At 39.8% G+C, this 17667-nt stretch carries 10 protein-coding genes and 2 pseudogenes; all 12 read left to right on the top strand.

Features of this window, described 5'->3' with window-relative positions; translation table 11 throughout:
- Positions 1-174 precede the first annotated feature (174 nt).
- Entirely contained in the window at positions 175-1035 is an 861-nt protein-coding gene (locus tag HT671_RS04685; protein ID WP_166735420.1) for a YihY/virulence factor BrkB family protein, read from the top strand.
- A 210-nt stretch (positions 1036-1245) separates the two neighbouring features.
- Complete coding sequence (ccdA2, locus tag HT671_RS04680) at positions 1246-1956, top strand: thiol-disulfide oxidoreductase-associated membrane protein CcdA2 (RefSeq protein ID WP_138703185.1); 711 nt, start codon at positions 1246-1248, stop codon at positions 1954-1956.
- A gap of 20 nt (positions 1957-1976) precedes the next feature.
- Positions 1977-2543 carry a redoxin family protein gene (locus HT671_RS04675; RefSeq protein WP_050242326.1) on the top strand — a complete coding sequence of 189 codons (567 nt, stop codon included), beginning with the start codon at positions 1977-1979 and terminating at the stop codon, positions 2541-2543.
- A 10-nt stretch (positions 2544-2553) separates the two neighbouring features.
- Entirely contained in the window at positions 2554-3666 is a 1113-nt protein-coding gene (gene msrB, locus HT671_RS04670; RefSeq protein ID WP_138703186.1) for a peptide-methionine (R)-S-oxide reductase MsrB, read from the top strand.
- Positions 3667-4003: 337 nt separating this feature from the next.
- Positions 4004-4741, top strand: a complete 738-nt coding sequence (locus HT671_RS04665) for a response regulator transcription factor (RefSeq protein ID WP_138701170.1) — start codon at positions 4004-4006, stop codon at positions 4739-4741.
- Positions 4738-6429 carry a sensor histidine kinase gene (locus tag HT671_RS04660; protein WP_050975880.1) on the top strand — a complete coding sequence of 564 codons (1692 nt, stop codon included), beginning with the start codon at positions 4738-4740 and terminating at the stop codon, positions 6427-6429. The genes HT671_RS04665 and HT671_RS04660 overlap by 4 nt, the downstream gene beginning before the upstream one ends.
- A 114-nt stretch (positions 6430-6543) precedes the next feature.
- Positions 6544-7107, top strand: coding sequence for a TIGR01440 family protein (locus HT671_RS04655; RefSeq protein ID WP_031222745.1), 564 nt, complete (start codon positions 6544-6546; stop codon positions 7105-7107).
- A gap of 21 nt (positions 7108-7128) precedes the next feature.
- Complete coding sequence (locus HT671_RS04650; RefSeq protein WP_166735421.1) at positions 7129-13743, top strand: ZmpA/ZmpB/ZmpC family metallo-endopeptidase; 6615 nt, start codon at positions 7129-7131, stop codon at positions 13741-13743.
- A gap of 73 nt (positions 13744-13816) precedes the next feature.
- On the top strand, positions 13817-15538 hold the full coding sequence (pabB, locus tag HT671_RS04645; RefSeq protein ID WP_138703188.1) for an aminodeoxychorismate synthase component I: 1722 nt from the start codon (positions 13817-13819) through the stop codon (positions 15536-15538).
- Positions 15539-16156 (top strand): alpha/beta hydrolase, encoded by a 618-nt coding sequence (locus tag HT671_RS04640; RefSeq protein ID WP_119920120.1) that lies wholly within the window; start codon positions 15539-15541, stop codon positions 16154-16156.
- A 49-nt stretch (positions 16157-16205) separates the two neighbouring features.
- Positions 16206-17012 (top strand): annotated as a pseudogene (locus HT671_RS11910) (N-acetylmuramoyl-L-alanine amidase family protein); the annotation flags it as partial.
- A 6-nt stretch (positions 17013-17018) separates the two neighbouring features.
- Positions 17019-17573: pseudogene (gene ldcB, locus HT671_RS11905) on the top strand (LD-carboxypeptidase LdcB/DacB); the annotation flags it as partial.
- Positions 17574-17667 lie beyond the last annotated feature (94 nt).

The following is a 17667-nucleotide window of genomic DNA, read 5'->3' as shown; positions in this document are numbered from 1 at the left end:
TACTCTTCGAAAATCTCTTCAAACCACGTCAGCGTCGCCTTGGATTATATATGTGACTGACTTCGTCAGTTTCATCTACAACCTCAAAGCAGGGCTTTGAGCAACCTGCGGCTAGCTTCCTAGTTTGCTATTTGATTTTCATTGAATATAAGATTATAAGTGAAGGAGTGTGATATGAAGAAGTGGTGGAAAGTGCTGACAGACAAGCCTTTATTAAAAGCTTTTTTGCATTATTATCAAGCATCAGATAGTGAGTTGACCAGTGTCGCAGTAGCCTACTATTGGTTGATTTCGATTTTCCCCCTGCTTTTGGTGGTGGTCAATATACTCCCCTATTTTCAGATTCCTGTGGGAGAATTTCTGGGCTTTGTGAAAGACGTCCTGCCCCCAAGCCTCTATGAAGGTGTGGAAAAAATAGCCAGAGAAGTCTTGACCCAACCTTCAACAGGTTTGTTGAGTTTTTCTGTTTTATCGGCGTTATGGAGTTTTTCAAAATCTATGAATTTCTTGCAAAAAGCTTTTAACAAGGCTTATGGCGTCGAAAAGAGTCGTGGGCTTATTTCCCATCAGATGGTGAGTCTCCTAGTCAGTTTTGGCTTGCAGCTCCTCTTTGCTTTTGCCTTGTTTTTGAGCTTATTTGGGCAGATGATTTTGGATTTACTTGCTCATTATTGGACAAAAGATGGCATTATCTATCAGGCTTTACAAGGGTTGGCAGGTCCTCTGACTTACGCCCTCCTCTTTGCTATCTTGGTCATGCTTTATTATTTTCTTCCCAATCTATCTAACAGGAAAATTAGCTATACCCTACCAGGTAGTGCCTTTGTTCTTTTAGTGATTTTAGGTTTACTAACTCTGTTTTCTAGTTATCTAAATTACTATGTCCATCATTTAGTGGATGTCCGAATTTTAGGTTCCGTTCTTCTTGTTGTTATGATGTTTTGGTTTATCTTGATTGCTAAAATTGTTATCCTAGGCGCGGTTATCAATGCCAGTGTTCAGAGCTTGAAAGATCCGAGCTTTAGAAAAGATTAACTATTTATCCATTACAAAAGCGCATAGTATCAAGGTTCTATAAAGCCTTGATACTATGCGCTTTTTTGCTTTGACAGTTTTTTGTATAGTTTTTGTCCAATATTTCTAAATTATCTGATTAAATTCCTATTTTTCCCTATCATTGTCCCTGTTTTTTCGAAAATGGAAGGAGTATAATAAATCTATCAATAAAATGATAGGAGGAACTTTATGGGTCATATTTTCTTTTTTCTAAGTGTCTTTTTGGCAGGGATTCTATCCTTCTTTTCTCCTTGTATCTTACCCTTGTTACCAGTCTATGCAGGGGTGTTACTAGATGATAAGGATGGTGCTCAGGCTTCTAGTGGCAAATTTTCCATCTCAGTTGTTAGTTTATTGCGAACGCTGGCCTTTATAGCAGGAATTTCCTTTATCTTTATTTTGTTGGGCTATGGAGCTGGTTTTTTAGGCGACTTGCTTTATGCTTCTTGGTTCCAATATGTGACGGGTGCGGTTATCATTCTCTTAGGCTTGCACCAGATGGAGATTCTACACTTTAAGGGGCTTTATAAGGAAAAGAGGTTACAACTGCAAGGACAGGGGCAAAATGGTAAGGGCTATAGTCAGGCATTTTTATTGGGTTTGACCTTTAGTTTTGCTTGGACGCCTTGTGTAGGGCCGGTTCTGGGGTCTGTTTTAGCCTTGGCGGCTTCAGGTGGTTCAGGAGCTTGGCAGGGAGCGGGTCTCATGTTGGTGTATACGCTGGGCTTGGCGCTACCATTCTTGCTTCTAGCTCTGGCCTCTAGTTATGTTTTGAAACATTTCCGAAAACTTCATCCCTATCTCGGGATTCTCAAAAAAGTGGGTGGTTTTCTCATTATTGTGATGGGACTCTTGGTTCTATTTGGAAATGCTTCAATTTTAAGTCAATTATTTGAATAAAAATGGAAAGGAATATCAGTATGAAAAAATGGCAAACATGTGTTCTTGGAGCAGGTTCGCTCCTTTGTTTGACGGCTTGTTCAGGCAAGTCCATGACTAGTGAACACCAAATGAAAGATGAAATGAAGATGGAGCAGACAGCTAGTAAAACAAGCGCAGCTAAAGGGAAAGAAGTGGCTGATTTTGAACTGACGGGAGTAGATGGCAAGACCTACCGTTTATCTGATTACAAGGGCAAGAAAGTCTATCTCAAATTTTGGGCGTCTTGGTGCTCCATCTGTCTGGCCAGTCTTCCAGATACGGATGAAATTGCTAAAGAAGCTGGCGACGACTATGTGGTCTTGACAGTAGTGTCACCAGGACATAAGGGAGAGCAATCTGAAGCGGACTTTAAGAATTGGTATAAGGGCTTGGATTATAAAAATTTCCCAGTCCTAGTTGACCCATCAGGCAAACTTTTGGAAACTTATGGTGTTCGTTCCTACCCAACTCAAGCCTTTATAGATGGTGAAGGAAAATTGGTCAAAACCCAACCAGGTTTTATGGAAAAAGATGCAATTTTGCAAACTTTGAAGGAATTAGCCTAGGAGGTGTCCTATGAATGATAAGCTAAAAATCATCTTGTTGCTAGGAGTATTTTTCCTAGCCATAACCGGTTTCTATTTTCTATTGATGCGAAATGCAGGGCAGACAGATGCCTCGCAAATTGAGAAAGCGGCAGTTAGCCAAGGAGGAAAAACAGTGAAAAAAACAGAAATTAGTAAAGACGCAGACTTGCACGAAATTTATCTAGCTGGAGGTTGTTTCTGGGGAGTGGAGGAATACTTCTCCCGCGTTCCCGGGGTGACGGATGCCGTTTCAGGCTATGCAAACGGTAGAGGGGAAACAACCAAGTACGAATTGATCAACCAAACAGGTCATGCGGAGACTGTTCATGTTACCTATGATGCTAATCAAATTTCTCTCAAGGAAATCCTGCTTCATTACTTCCGCATTATCAATCCGACTAGCAAAAATAAACAAGGAAATGATGTGGGGACCCAGTACCGTACCGGTGTATATTACACAGATGACAAGGATTTGGAGGTAATCAACCAAGTCTTTGATGAGGTGGCTAAGAAATTCGATCAACCTCTAGCAGTTGAAAAGGAGGCCTTGCAGAATTTCGTGGTGGCAGAGGATTATCACCAAGACTATCTCAAGAAAAATCCAAATGGCTACTGCCATATCAATGTTAATCAGGCGGCCTATCCTGTCATTGATGCCAGCAAATATCCAAAACCAAGTGATGAGGAATTGAAAAAGACCCTGTCACCTGAGGAGTATGCAGTTACCCAGGAAAATCAAACAGAACGAGCTTTCTCAAACCGTTACTGGGATAAATTTGAATCTGGTATCTATGTGGATGTGGTAACTGGCGAACCTCTCTTTTCATCAAAGGACAAGTTTGAGTCTGGTTGTGGCTGGCCTAGTTTTACCCAACCCATCAGTCCAGATGTTGTCACCTACAAGGAAGATAAGTCCTACAATATGACGCGTATGGAAGTGCGGAGCCGAGTAGGAGATTCTCACCTTGGGCATGTCTTTACGGATGGTCCACAGGACAAGGGCGGCTTACGTTACTGTATCAATAGCCTCTCTATCCGCTTTATTCCCAAAGACCAAATGGAAGAAAAAGGCTACGCTTATTTACTAGATTATGTTGATTAATACTCTTCGAAAATCGCTTTAAACCACGTCAGCGTCGCCTTACCGTGGGTAGGGTTGAGACGGAGCAAAAACTCAATTTGAGGAGAAAATAAAGCAAATTTTCTAACAATAAAACACATAATATCAAGGATTTTTAATACCTGATACTATGCGTTCTCTAATTTAAAAGACTTTTTGCCCAGTCTCTCTATCCACAACCTCAAAGCTGTACTTTGAGCAACCTGTGGCTAGCTTCCTAGTTTACTTTTTGATTTTCATTGAGTATAAGAAGTCTTTCCTAAGCAGTGAGAGGAGAATTTTGCTATACTGATACTAGTAAGTGGTAAAGGAGAGAAGCATGACCTATACAATCTTAATCGTAGAAGATGAATATCTGGTAAGACAGGGCTTGACCAAGTTGGTCAATGTAGCAGCCTACGATATGGAAATCATCGGTCAGGCTGAAAATGGAAGGCAGGCTTGGGAATTGATCCAAAAACAGGTGCCAGATATCATTTTAACCGATATCAACATGCCTCAGCTAAATGGCATCCAGTTGGCCAGTCTGGTTCGGGAAACCTATCCTCAGGTTCATCTAGTTTTTTTGACAGGCTACGATGATTTTGATTATGCCTTGTCTGCTGTCAAACTCGGTGTGGATGACTACCTGCTCAAGCCCTTTTCTCGTCAGGATATTGAGGAAATGTTGGGGAAAATCAAGCAAAAACTAGATAAGGAAGAGAAGGAAGAGCAGTTACAAGATTTATTGGCCGATAAGTTTGAAGGAAACATGGCCCAGAAAATCCAGTCCCATCTGGCTGATAGCCAGTTTAGTTTAAAGTCTTTGGCCAGTGACTTAGGCTTTAGTCCAACTTATCTGAGTTCTTTGATTAAGAAAGAGTTGGGCTTGCCTTTTCAGGATTATCTGGTGAGAGAACGTGTTAAACAAGCCAAGCTCTTGCTTTTAACTACAGATCTGAAGATTTATGAGATCGCAGAGAAGGTTGGTTTTGAAGATATGAACTATTTTACCCAACGTTTTAAGCAGATTGCAGGTGTGACACCTCGTCAGTTTAAGAAGGGAGAAGACCGATGAAGCGTTCTTCTCTTTTAGTTAGAATGGTTATTTCCATCTTTCTGGTCTTTCTCATTCTCCTAGCTCTGGTTGGAACTTTCTACTATCAATCAAGTTCTTCAGCCATTGAGGCCACCATTGAAGGCAATAGCCAAACGACCATCAGCCAGACTAGCCACTTTATTCAGTCTTATATTAAAAAATTAGAAACCACCTCGACCGGTTTGACCCAGCAGACGGATGTCCTAGCCTATGCTGAGAATCCCAGTCAAGATAAGGTCAAGGGAATCCGAGATCTATTTTTGACCATCTTAAAGGCAGACCAGGACTTGAAAGCAGTGGTTTTGGTGACCAAATCTGGTCAGGTCATTTCTACAGATGACAGTGTTCAGATGAAAACTTCTTCAGATATGATGGCTGAGGATTGGTACCAAAAGGCCATTCATCAGGGAGCCATGCCCGTTTTGACTCCAGCTCGTAAATCAGATAGTCAATGGGTCATTTCTGTCACTCAAGAACTTCTTGATGCAAAGGGGGGCAATCTTGGCGTGCTTCGCTTGGATATTTCCTACGAAACTCTGGAAGCCTATCTCAACCAACTCCAGTTGGGGCAGCAGGGCTTTGCTTTCATTATCAATGAAAACCATGAATTTGTCTACCATCCTCAACACACAGTTTATAGTTCGTCTAGCGAAATGGAGGCCATGAAACCCTATATCGAGACAGGTCAGGGCTATACGCTAGATCACCAATCCTACGTCAGTCAGGAAAAGATTGCAGGAACTGATTGGACGGTGCTTGGCGTGTCTTCGCTGGAGAAGTTAGACCAGGTTCGGAGTCAATTCATGTGGACCTTGCTTGGGGCAAGTGTCACATCTCTTCTTGTCTGTCTCTTCTTGGTTTGGTTAAGTCTCAAACGCTGGATTGCTCCTTTAAGGGACTTGAGAGAAACCATGTTGGAAATTGCTTCTGGTGCTCAAAATCTTCGTGCCAAGGAAGTTGGTGCCTATGAACTGAGAGAAGTAACTCGCCAATTTAATGCCATGTTGGATCAGATTGATCAGTTGATGGTAGCTATTCGTAGCCAGGAAGAAACGACCCGTCAGTACCAACTTCAAGCTCTATCAAGCCAGATTAACCCCCATTTCCTCTATAATACCTTGGATACCATCATCTGGATGGCTGAATTTCAGGATAGTCAGCGAGTGGTTCAGGTGACCAAGTCCTTGGCGACCTATTTCCGCTTGGCACTCAATCAAGGCAAGGACTTGATTTGCCTGTCTGATGAAATCAATCATGTCCGCCAGTATCTCTTTATCCAGAAACAACGCTATGGAGATAAGCTGGAATACGAGATTGCTGAAAATCCTGCCTTTGATAACCTAGTCTTGCCCAAGTTGGTTTTGCAACCTCTGGTGGAAAATGCTCTTTACCATGGCATCAAGGAGAAGGAAGGTCAGGGACATATTAGAGTTTCTGTTCAGAAACAGGATTCAGGATTGGTCATCCGCATTGAGGATGATGGAGTTGGCTTCCAAGATGCTGGTGATAGTAGTCAAAGTCAACTCAAACGTGGGGGAGTTGGTCTTCAAAATGTCGATCAGCGTCTCAAACTTCATTTTGGAGAACATTACCAGATGAAGATTGATTCTGCACCCGACAAAGGAACGACGGTTGAAATATACATAAATAGAATAGAAACTAGTTAACTCCCAGTCAATTCTGGGAGTTTTATGCGTAATTGGGCAAGCTTTCCAGGTCGTCTATCTTGCTAAAAACAAGAAAAAACGGTATGATAGATAGTGACAAAAGAGGTAGCAGAGATGAACGAGACACAGATTCAAAGAGAAACACGTCAGATAGTGAAAGATGTTTTAGAAAAGGCCAATTTGAAGCAAGGATCTATCTTTGTTTTGGGTCTTTCCTCTAGTGAAGTGATAGGTGGTCAGATTGGCAAGGAATCCAGCCAAGAAATTGGCGAAATCATTGTGAAGACCATCCTAGATCTCCTAGAAGAAAAAAGAATTCATCTAGCTGTTCAAGGCTGTGAGCATGTCAATCGGGTTCTCGTCGTTGAACGTCAGGTGGCAGAGCAGTTTGGTCTGGAAATCGTCAGTGTCCTTCCTACTCTCCATGCAGGAGGTTCAGGTCAATTGGCAGCCTTTAAGTTTATGCAAGATCCAGTTGAGGTTGAATTTATCAAGGCTCATGCTGGATTGGATATCGGAGATACTGCAATTGGTATGCATGTCAAGCATGTTCAGGTTCCGATTCGCCCTCTTTTGAGAGAGATTGGTCATGCCCATGTAACGGCGCTGGCTAGTCGTCCAAAATTAATCGGAGGTGCGCGTGCGCACTATCCGCAAGATTCTATCAGAAAGTCGTGAGAATAAATAAAGGAGATGAAAGTGTTTAAAAAAGACCGTTTTTCAATTCGTAAGATTAAGGGAGTTGTAGGTTCTGTATTTCTTGGAAGCCTTTTGATGGCTTCTTCTGTAGTGGACGCAGCCACCTATCACTATGTAGATAAAGAGGTTATTTCACAAGAAGCTAAAGATTTAATCCAGACAGGAAAGCCTGATGGAAATGAACTTGTTTATGGTTTGGTGTATCAAAAAAATCAGCTGCCACAAACAGGGACAGAAGCATCTGTTTTGACAGCTTTTGGTTTGCTGACTGTTGGGAGCTTGCTTTTAATCTACAAGAGAAAGAAAATTGCCAGCGTCTTTCTAGTTGGAGCTATGGGATTGGTAGTCCTTCCTAGTGCAGGAGCTGTAGATCCAGTTGCTACTCTAGCACCGGCTAGTCGAGAGGGTGTTGTTGAAATGGATGGTTATCGTTATGTTGGTTATCTATCAGGTGACATCCTCAAAACGCTTGGCTTGGACACTGTTTTAGAAGAAGACTCAGCTAAACCTGAAGAGGTAACTGTGGTCGAAGTTGAGAATCCCCAAGTAACAACAAATCAGGAGCAAGATAAGCCAGAAAACCGAGCAGTAGAGACAGAGGAAGCTCCTAAAACAGAAGAAAATCCAAAGGAAGAACCAAAATCGGAGGTAAAACCTACTGACGAAACCCTTCCTAAAGTAGAAGAGGGGAAAGAAGATTCAGCAGAACCAGCACCAGTCAAATCGGAAAGTCAACCATCAGACAAACCAGCTGAGGAATCAAAAGTTGCAACTCCAGTAGAACAACCAAAAGTCCCAGAACAACCCGTGCAACCTACACAACCGGAGCAGCCAAGGATACCAAAAGAATCATCACAACCAGAAGATCCTAAAGAGGATAAGGTATCGGAAGAGACACCGAAACAAGAAGATGCACAGCCAGAAGTAGTAGAAACAAGAGATGAGGCTTCTAATCAACCTGTTGAAGAACTAAAAGTGGAAACGCCTGCTGTAGAAAAACAAACGGAACCAGCTGAGGAACCAAAAGTTGAACAAGCAGGTGAACCAGTCGCGCCAAGTGAAGGCGAAAAGGCACCAGTCGCGCCAGAAAAGCAACCAGAAGCTTCTAAAGAAGAGAAGACTGCGGAAGAAATACCGAAACAAGAAGAACAACCAGTAGAAGCTCAAGTTGAACCAGAAAGTCAACCAACAGAAACTTCACCAGCTGCTCAACCAGCAGAACATCAGAATGAAGAAACAAAAGTAGAACAGCCAGCAGTAGAACATAAAACAACTCCTGAAGAAGGTGTGTTAAATGTAATAGAGGTTAAGTCTGAAGTTATAGTAACTAAAGAGCCTGTGCCTTTTAAGACAGTTGAGCAAGATGATGAGAACCTCGCTAAGGGAAAAACAAGGGTTATTCGAGAAGGTGTTGCTGGCGAACGCACTATTTTAACTGAAGTCACTACTACTGATGGTAGACAGTCCAGTAAAGTACTAGAGGATACAATAACAACCAATTCAGTAGATGAAATAAAGGGTGTTGGTACTAAAGAACCAGTTGATAAAAGTGAGTTAAAGAATCAAATTGATAAAGCTAGTTCAGTTTCTCCTACTGATTATTCTACAGCAAGTTACAATGCTCTTGGATCTGTTTTAGAAGCTGCAAAAGGTGTATATGCTTCTGACTCTGTAAAACAACCTGAAGTAGATAGCGAAACAGATAAACTTAAAGCTGCTATTGACGCTCTTACTGTTGATAAAAGTGAACTAAACAATACTATCACTGACGCGAAATCAAAAACTAAAGAACACTACAGCGATGCAACTTGGGCAAATCTTCAAACTGTACTAGCTGAAGCTGAAGAAGTTACAAGCAACCCAGCAACAAAACAAAGCGAAGTAAATCACATTGACGAAAAACTGAAAGCGGCTATCACTGATTTAACTACAGATAAGACTGAACTTGAAAAACAACTTGCTGATGCTCAGTCTAAGACTGCTACTGACTACAGTACTGTATCTTGGAGCGCTCTAGAAGAAGCGAAAAATGCCGCTCAAGCTGTAAAAGACAACGACAAAGCTACTCAAGCTCAAATCAAGGATGCAACTGAAAAACTTAAAGTTGCTATCGATGCTCTTACTGTTGATAAAACAAAATTACAAGAACAAATAACAAGAGCAGAAACTAAACAAGAAGCTGACTATAGCCCTAATACTTGGAATGAATTTAAAAAAGCTGAAATAAAAGCTAAAGAAATCAACAGCCGAACTACTCCTCTTCCTAAACAAAGTGAAATAGATGCGGCTACTCAAGCTCTTCAAGACGCTATTAAAGCTCTTGCTGTAGATAAAACTGCACTACAAAGTGCTATTAACACAGCTAACAGCAAACGTAAAGAAGAATACACTACTCAAACATGGAAATCTTTAGAAGACACTCTTACAGCAGCAAAATCTGTAAATGCAGATGATGCTACTACTCAAAGCAAAGTTAATGCAGCTACCAAAAAATTAGAAGAAGCTATCAAAAACTTAGCTCCATTAACTGAAAAACCAGTATTAACATTTGTAAATACTGATAAGAAAGTATTAGATAAAGAAGTAGTTGCTAAGTATTCTCTAGAGAATCCAACTAAGACAAAAATTAAATCAATCACAGCTACCCTGAAAAAAGATGGACAAGTTGTTAAGACTGTGAATCTAACAGAAAATAATCTAAATGCGTTATTAGACAATGTAGAATACTTCAAAGAGTATACTCTATCTACTACTATGGTTTATGATAGAGGTAATGGTCAAGAAGAAACTGAAACATTAGAAGATAAACAAATACAATTAGACCTTAAAAAAGTTGAAATTAAAAATATTAAAGAAACAAGCTTAATAAGTGTTGACGATGCAGGTGTTGAAACTGACTCAAGTTTACTTTCAGAAAACCCAACGAATGTTGCTTCACTTTACCTACGAGTTACAACTCATGACAACAAAGTTACAAGACTTGCTGTTGACAAGATTGAAGAAGTAGAAAAAGACGGAAAAACTTTATATAAAGTTACTGCCAAAGCACCAGACTTAGTTCAACGTAATGCTGATAATACACTTAGCGAAGAGTATGTTCATTACTTTGAAAAACAAAAAGCAAAAGAAGGTAATGTTTACTACAACTTCAACGAGCTTGTAAAAGATATGAAAGCTAACCCTAGCGGTGAGTTCAAACTTGGTGCAGATCTAAATGCAGCTAATGTACCAACTCCAAATAAAGAGTATGTTCCTGGTATATTTAAAGGTAAGTTATCAAGTGTTGACGGACAACGTTATTCAATTCACAATATGTCTCGTCAATTATTTGGTGGTATTGAAGGTGGTTCTGTTAAAGATGTTAATTTAGCTAATGTTGATATCAACATGCCTTGGATTGACAATATTTCTGCACTTGCCAGAACTGTTAAAAATGCTACTGTTGAGAATATTAAAGTAACAGGCAGTATTCTCGGTAGAGATGGAATTGCTGGTATTATTAATAAAGGAGATACGGGAGCTCAATTAACAAATGTTGCATTCATCGGTAATCTTACGGGTGTTGGTAACAGAGGTTGGGATTTCGGTGGTATTGCCGGAGAGCTTTGGAAAGGTAATGTTGATAAAGGATATGTAGAAGCTGATATAGTTGCTAATAAAGCTCGTATCGGTGGATTTGTTGCTAGATCAAATAACAGTGGGGATCCTAACGGAATTGGTAAATATGGTTCTGTTCGTAATGCTGTTACTAAAGGAACTATTAAGGTAAATACACCTGTTGAAGTAGGTGGTTTCCTTAGTAAGAACTGGGCATGGGGTAAAGTTGCAGACTCTGTGTCTATGATGAAAGTTGAAAATGGTGAAGTGTTCTATGGATCTAAAGATATTGACGCAGATGGTGGATACTTCTCAAATAACGCTTTAGAACGTAACTTTATCGTAAAAGATGTAAGTACAGGTAACCGTTCATTTAAATTCTCTGTTTCTAACAGAATTAAAGAAGTTTCTCAAGAAGAAGCTGACCAGAAAATTGCAACATTAGGAATTACAGCTAATGATTATGTTATCAATCCTCTTATTTCAGATACATTAAATAATGTTAAGCCAAAATCTGACACTTACAAAGATATTCAAGATTATGATGCATCTCGTGAACTTGCCTACCGTAATATCGAAAAACTTCAACCGTTCTACAATAAAGAATGGATTGTAAACCAAGGAAATAAATTAGCTGCTGATAGTCATCTTATGACCAAGGAAGTCCTATCAGTTACTGCTATGAAGGGCAATGCCTTTGTAACAGAATTGGCTGATGCTGACCACATTTTGGTGCACTATGCTGATAAGACCAAAGACATCTTTACTGTTTCGCTGAAAGAATCTAATGTCAAACAAGTGAAAGAGTACAGCATTGCTGAACTCGGAGAAGTTGTCTATACGCCTAATATCGTTGACAAAGACCGTAGTGATCTTATCAATGCTATCGTTGAAAAATTAAGCCCAGTTGAGCTACAATCAGATCCTATCTACACACACCTAAATAGAACCGGTCCTAACAAAGTAAATGCGATTAAGAACCTTTACCTCGAAGAAACCTTCAAAGAAGTCAAGGATAATCTGGCGAAATTTGTGAAACAGTTGCTTGAAAATGAAGATCATCAATTAAACACAGATGAATCTGCTAAACGCGCCTTGATCAAGAAGATTGATGACAATAAGGCTGCTGTTCTTCTTGGATTAGCTTACCTAAATCGTTACTACGGTGTTAAATTCGATGACTTTAATATTAAAGAATTAATGCTATTCAAACCTGACTTTTATGGTAAAAATGTTAATGTGTTAGACTTCTTGATTAAGATTGGTTCTAAAGAAAATAATATTAAAGGTAACAGAACGTTAGAAGCTTATCGTGAAGTAATTGGTGGAACGATTGGTATCGGTGAGTTAAACGGTTTCTTAAACTATAATATGCGTTTATTCACAGAAGAAACTGACATCAATACTTGGTATAAAAAAGCTGTATCGCATACCAACTATATTGTTGAAAAACAATCCTCAAACCCTGCGTTTGCCAACAAGAAATATCGCCTTTATGAAAACTTGAACAATGGTGAACATGGTAAATACATTTTACCACTTCTCACTACGAAGAAAGCTCATATGTTCTTGATTTCAACCTATAATACATTAGCGTTTAGTGCGTTTGAGAAATATGGTAAGAATACAGAAGTTGAACGTGAAGCGTTTAAGAAAGAAATCGATTTACGTGCTCAAGAGCAAATTAATTACTTAGACTTCTGGTCAAGACTTGCAGCTGATAATGTACGTGATAGATTGTTAAAATCTGAAAATATGGTTCCGTCTGCAATTTGGGATAACCAAGAAGTTCCAGGCCATGGATGGGCTGATAGAATGGGGCATAATAAGAATGGTGACTATGCTCCGGTTCGTGAGTTCTATGGACCTACAGGTAAATGGCATGGATATAATGGTACGGGTGCATATGCTTATATCTTTACTAATCCACAAAACTCAGAAGCTGTGTATTATATCATATCTAGTATGATCAGTGATTTCGGTACTTCTGCATTCACTCATGAAACGACACACATTAATGACCGTATGACCTACTTAGGAACATGGCGTCACCGTGAAGGAACAGACGTTGAAGCCTTTGCTCAAGGTATGTTACAATCACCATCAGTTTCAAATCCAAATGGAGAATATGGTGCCTTAGGATTAAACATGGCTTACGAACGTAAAAATGATGGAAATCAAATTTACAACTATAATCCGAATGTGTTAAATAGTCGTGAGAAAATCGATCACTACATGAAGAATTACAATGAATCCATGATGATGCTTGATTACTTAGAAGCTGAGTCTGTCATCAAGAAAAATACTGGAACAAATGATAAGTGGTTCAAGAAGATTGATAAGAAATATCGTGAAAAAGCGGATCGCAATGGCTTAGTTGGTGAACCACATCAATGGGATTTAGTTCGTGATTTGAATGATGACGAAAAGAATACGAAGCTGACAAGTATTGATCAACTGGTTGATGGAAACTTTGCAACGAAACATGGATTACCAGGAAATGGTCATTACCGTACTGAAGGATTTGATTCTGCTTATACTGTAGTAAATATGATGACAGGTATTTATGGTGGTAATACAAGTAAGAGTGCGGTTGGTTCAATCTCATTCAAACATAATACCTTCCGTATGTGGGGTTACTTCGGTTATTTAGACGGATTCTTAGGTTATGCATCAAACAAATACAAACAAGAATCTAAAGCAGCAGGTAATGTAGGTCTTGGTGATGACTTTATTATTAATAAAGTTTCTAACGGCAAATTCCAAAGCTTAGAAGCATGGAAGAAAGCATGGTATCATGAAGTACACGAAAAAGCCCAAAGAGGTTTTGTTGAAATTGAAATCGATGGTCAAAAGATTTCAACTTACGCACAACTTCAGACCTTATTTGATGCCGCGGTCGAAAAAGACCTTCAAGGTAATGATTTCAAGAATACTGTGGATCTTAAATGGAAAGTTTACAAACAACTCTTGCAGAAATCAGATGGATTTGCTGGTGATTTATTCACTAAAGCATAATCAATAGTAAGAAAACAATAAAAAGGTAGATCAGCTTTTGTCTGTATCTGCCTTTTTATGCTATACTTAAGGTATGCATAGAAAAACAGTGATTGATTTTAGGACTTTAGGAGAGAGATATACCTTTACCAAGCCTATTAGAGAGTTGAAAACGAGAAATGTAGAAGAAGTGGCAGATTTGCTGGCACAAGTGGAAAGCTACCAAGAGCAAGGTTATTATGTGGTGGGCTATGTCAGCTACGAGGCTGCACCTGCTTTTGAGGAAAAATTAGCAGTTCACAAGGATCCCCTACTGGGAGAGTACCTGCTTTATTTTACTGTTCATGATAGCGTAGAAACTTCCCCTATTCCTCTGACTTATGAGGATATTGATTTGCCCTCAAATTGGCAGGAAGTAACGTCTGCAGCAGACTATGAAAAGGCCATTGCCCAAATTCACCATCATTTACGGCAGGGAGATACCTATCAGGTCAACTACACCGTCCAACTTAAGCAAAAGTTAAATGCCAATCCTTTTGCCATCTACAATCGTATGGTGGTAGAGCAGGAGGCGGGCTACAATGCCTATGTGGAACATGACGAGATGGCAGTGATTTCCATGAGCCCAGAGCTCTTTTTTGAGCAAAATGATCGCGAGTTGACAACACGACCAATGAAGGGGACGACTCAGCGTGGGGTAACTGACCAAGAAGATCTTGAACAGGCCAGTTGGTTGGAACAGGATCCCAAAAATCGCTCTGAAAATATGATGATTGTGGACCTCTTGCGCAATGATATGAACCGTATTTCTGAAGTTGGGAGCGAGCACGTGGAGCGTCTGTGTCAGGTAGAGCAGTATTCAACTGTTTGGCAGATGACTTCGACCATCAAGAGTCAGTTGCGAGAGGATGTGGACCTTGTTGAAATCTTCCGCTCACTCTTTCCTTGTGGTTCCATAACGGGTGCACCGAAAATTGCGACAATGGAGATTATCAAGGACTTGGAGCCTCAACCGCGTGGAGTCTACTGTGGAACGATTGGTCTCTTGCTTCCAAATGGACGACGGATTTTTAATGTGGCCATTCGTACCATTCAACTTCACAAAGGTCAAGCCATCTATGGAGTTGGCGGAGGCATTACATGGGATAGCACTTGGGAATCTGAATACCGCGAGGTTCATCAAAAGGCGGCTGTTCTCTATCGTAAACAAGCTCGTTTTCAGCTGATTACGACTGGGAAAATCAGCCAAAAACAACTGCTGTTTGAAGAACAACATCTGGAAAGACTGATAAAAGCTAGTCGATATTTTGCCTTTCCTTTTGACCCAGAAATTTTGAGACAAAAGATTGAAGGAGAGTGTCAGACTTGTGATGCTAATCAAGATTACCGCTTGCGAATCAGCCTTAGCAAATCTGGAGAGATAGAAGTCAATCGTCAAGTATTAACACCCCTTAGTCCACAGTTCTGCCAGGCTAAACTTTGTCTGCAAGAAGCCAATTTGCAACTATCCTTTACCTACTTTAAAACCACTCATAGACCGCATTTGAACCTAGGAGAACAAGAGATCATTTACCACAATAAGTCAGGAGAACTGCTTGAAACCTCTATCGGAAATCTGGTTTTGAAAATCACTGGAAAACTCTACACACCGCCTATCCGGCTTGGAATCTTGCCAGGAATTTACCGTCAGTATTTACTAGAAACAGGACAGGTAGAAGAGAAAGTCTTGACTTTAAAAGACTTAGCCCAAGCTGAGGCTATATATGGCTGTAATGTAGTGAGAGGCTTGTATGAATTAAACCTAGAGGAGAATTAGATGAAACTGATATTTTTGCACGGGTTAGGGCAGTCAGCAGAGTCTTGGAAAGAAGTTCGGAATCTACTGACAGATTATCCTTCTGAGGCTATCGAGTTATTTCCTTCTGGAGTTAGTAACTATCAACAAGCTAAAGAGCGAGTTTATCAGCACCTAGCTCAAGAGACAGAACCTTTTGTTTTGATTGGATTGTCCTTAGGTGCTGCCCTGACACTAGAACTTTCCAGTTACGATTCACCAAATCTTCGAGCTTTGATTCTGTCAGGATGCCCGCTTAAATTAGCAGGGAATATCCTATTTTATCTTCAGTTGCTGATTTTTAAACTACTTCCCAAAAGAGTATTTGAAAAACAGGGAGCAGACAAGACTTTTATAATAGGTATTTCCAAAGAATTGAAGACACTTGACTTAACGGATATAGCAGGGAATTGCCCCTATCCAACCTTACTAATTTGTGGCAGCAAAGATAAACCGAATCTTAGTTCTATGAGAAGTCTTCATAAACTAATATCAGAATCCCAATTTCAGATTATCCCAGACGGCCCTCATGTCTTGAATAAGGAAAAACCAAAGGAGTTTGTAGAAAAGACCAGAAGTTTCCTTGAATTGCTGAAATAAGTTTGATAAAATAATATTGAAATCGATAACATCGTTAGAGGAGAAACAAATGAACAAACGTCTATTTTTAAAAATGAGTCTGGTGACGTTGCCAATTTTAGCCTTGTTCTCACAATCTGTGTTAGCAGAGGAAAACATTCATTTTTCGAGTTGTAAGGAAGCTTGGGCGAATGGATACGCGGATATTCATGAGGGAGAGCCCGGTTATTCTGCCAAGTTATACCGTGATCATGACGGTGTGGCTTGCGAATTAAAAAATGCCCCTAAGGGTGCTTTTAAAGCAAAACAAGAGACTACAACTCAAACTGATACAAGTTCATCAACAACAAGTGGTTGGGTTAAGCAGGACGGTGCTTGGTACTACTTTGATGGAAATGGAAATCCAGTGAAAAATGCTTGGCAGGGAAGCTATTACCTGAAATCAGACGGGAAAATGGCACAGAGTGAATGGATTTATGACTCTTCTTATCAAGCTTGGTATTATTTGAAATCAGATGGTTCTTATGCTTATAGTATATGGCAAGGAAATTACTATTTGAAATCAGATGGTAAGATGGCCAAAAGTGAATGGGTTTATGACTCTTCTTATCAAGCTTGGTATTATTTGACATCAGATGGATCTTATGCTTATAATACATGGCAAGGAAACTATTATTTGAAATCAGATGGTAAAATGGCTAAAGGTGAATGGGTTTATGACTCTTCTTACCAAACTTGGTATTATTTGACATCAGATGGATCTTATGCTTATAATACATGGCAAGGGAATTATTATCTAAAATCAGATGGTAAAATGGCTGTCAATGAATGGGTTGATGGTGGACGTTATTATGTTGGTGCGACTGGTTTGTGGAAAGCTAATTCAAAAGTAAGCAATAAAGGGTCCTATTATAGCCTTCAAGGAAAGTATGATGAAATCATAGTTGCCAATAAACATTATCCTATGTCTAAAGATTACTATCCAGGTGAAAATGCTACTGCAAAAGCAGCCTTTTTAAAACTGATTGCACAGATGCAGAAGGAAGGATACGCTATTAGCGATAATTATAGTGGCTTTAGAAGTTATGCAACTCAAGCACAATTATATCAAAGTTATGTGAACCAAGAGGGCCAGGCTGCTGCGGATCGTTATTCCGCCCGTCCTGGATATAGCGAACATCAGACAGGACTTGCTTTTGATGTGATTGGCACAGATGGTCAATTAGTTGAAGATGCTGGTGCGGCTCAATGGTTATTGGATTATGCACCAGACTATGGTTTTGTTGTTCGCTATCCCCGTGGAAAAGAGAGTGTCACAGGCTATATGCATGAGGAATGGCATTTACGTTACATTGGAAAAGAAGCAAAAGAGATTGCTGCAAGTGGTTTGACACTGGAGGAATATTATGGATTTGATGGTGGAGATTATCTGGATTAAAAATCTATATTAGCTAAATGCAAACCTTTGCATAAATGACTGAAATTTGTTATACTAGTACTGTAAGCATTTTCAATTACTAGACAATGAAAAA

Source organism: Streptococcus sp. 2741, assembly GCF_013276315.1.
In the GTDB taxonomy this organism is placed as follows: domain Bacteria; phylum Bacillota; class Bacilli; order Lactobacillales; family Streptococcaceae; genus Streptococcus; species Streptococcus pseudopneumoniae.
This window is presented reverse-complemented; position numbering and strand designations above follow the sequence as displayed.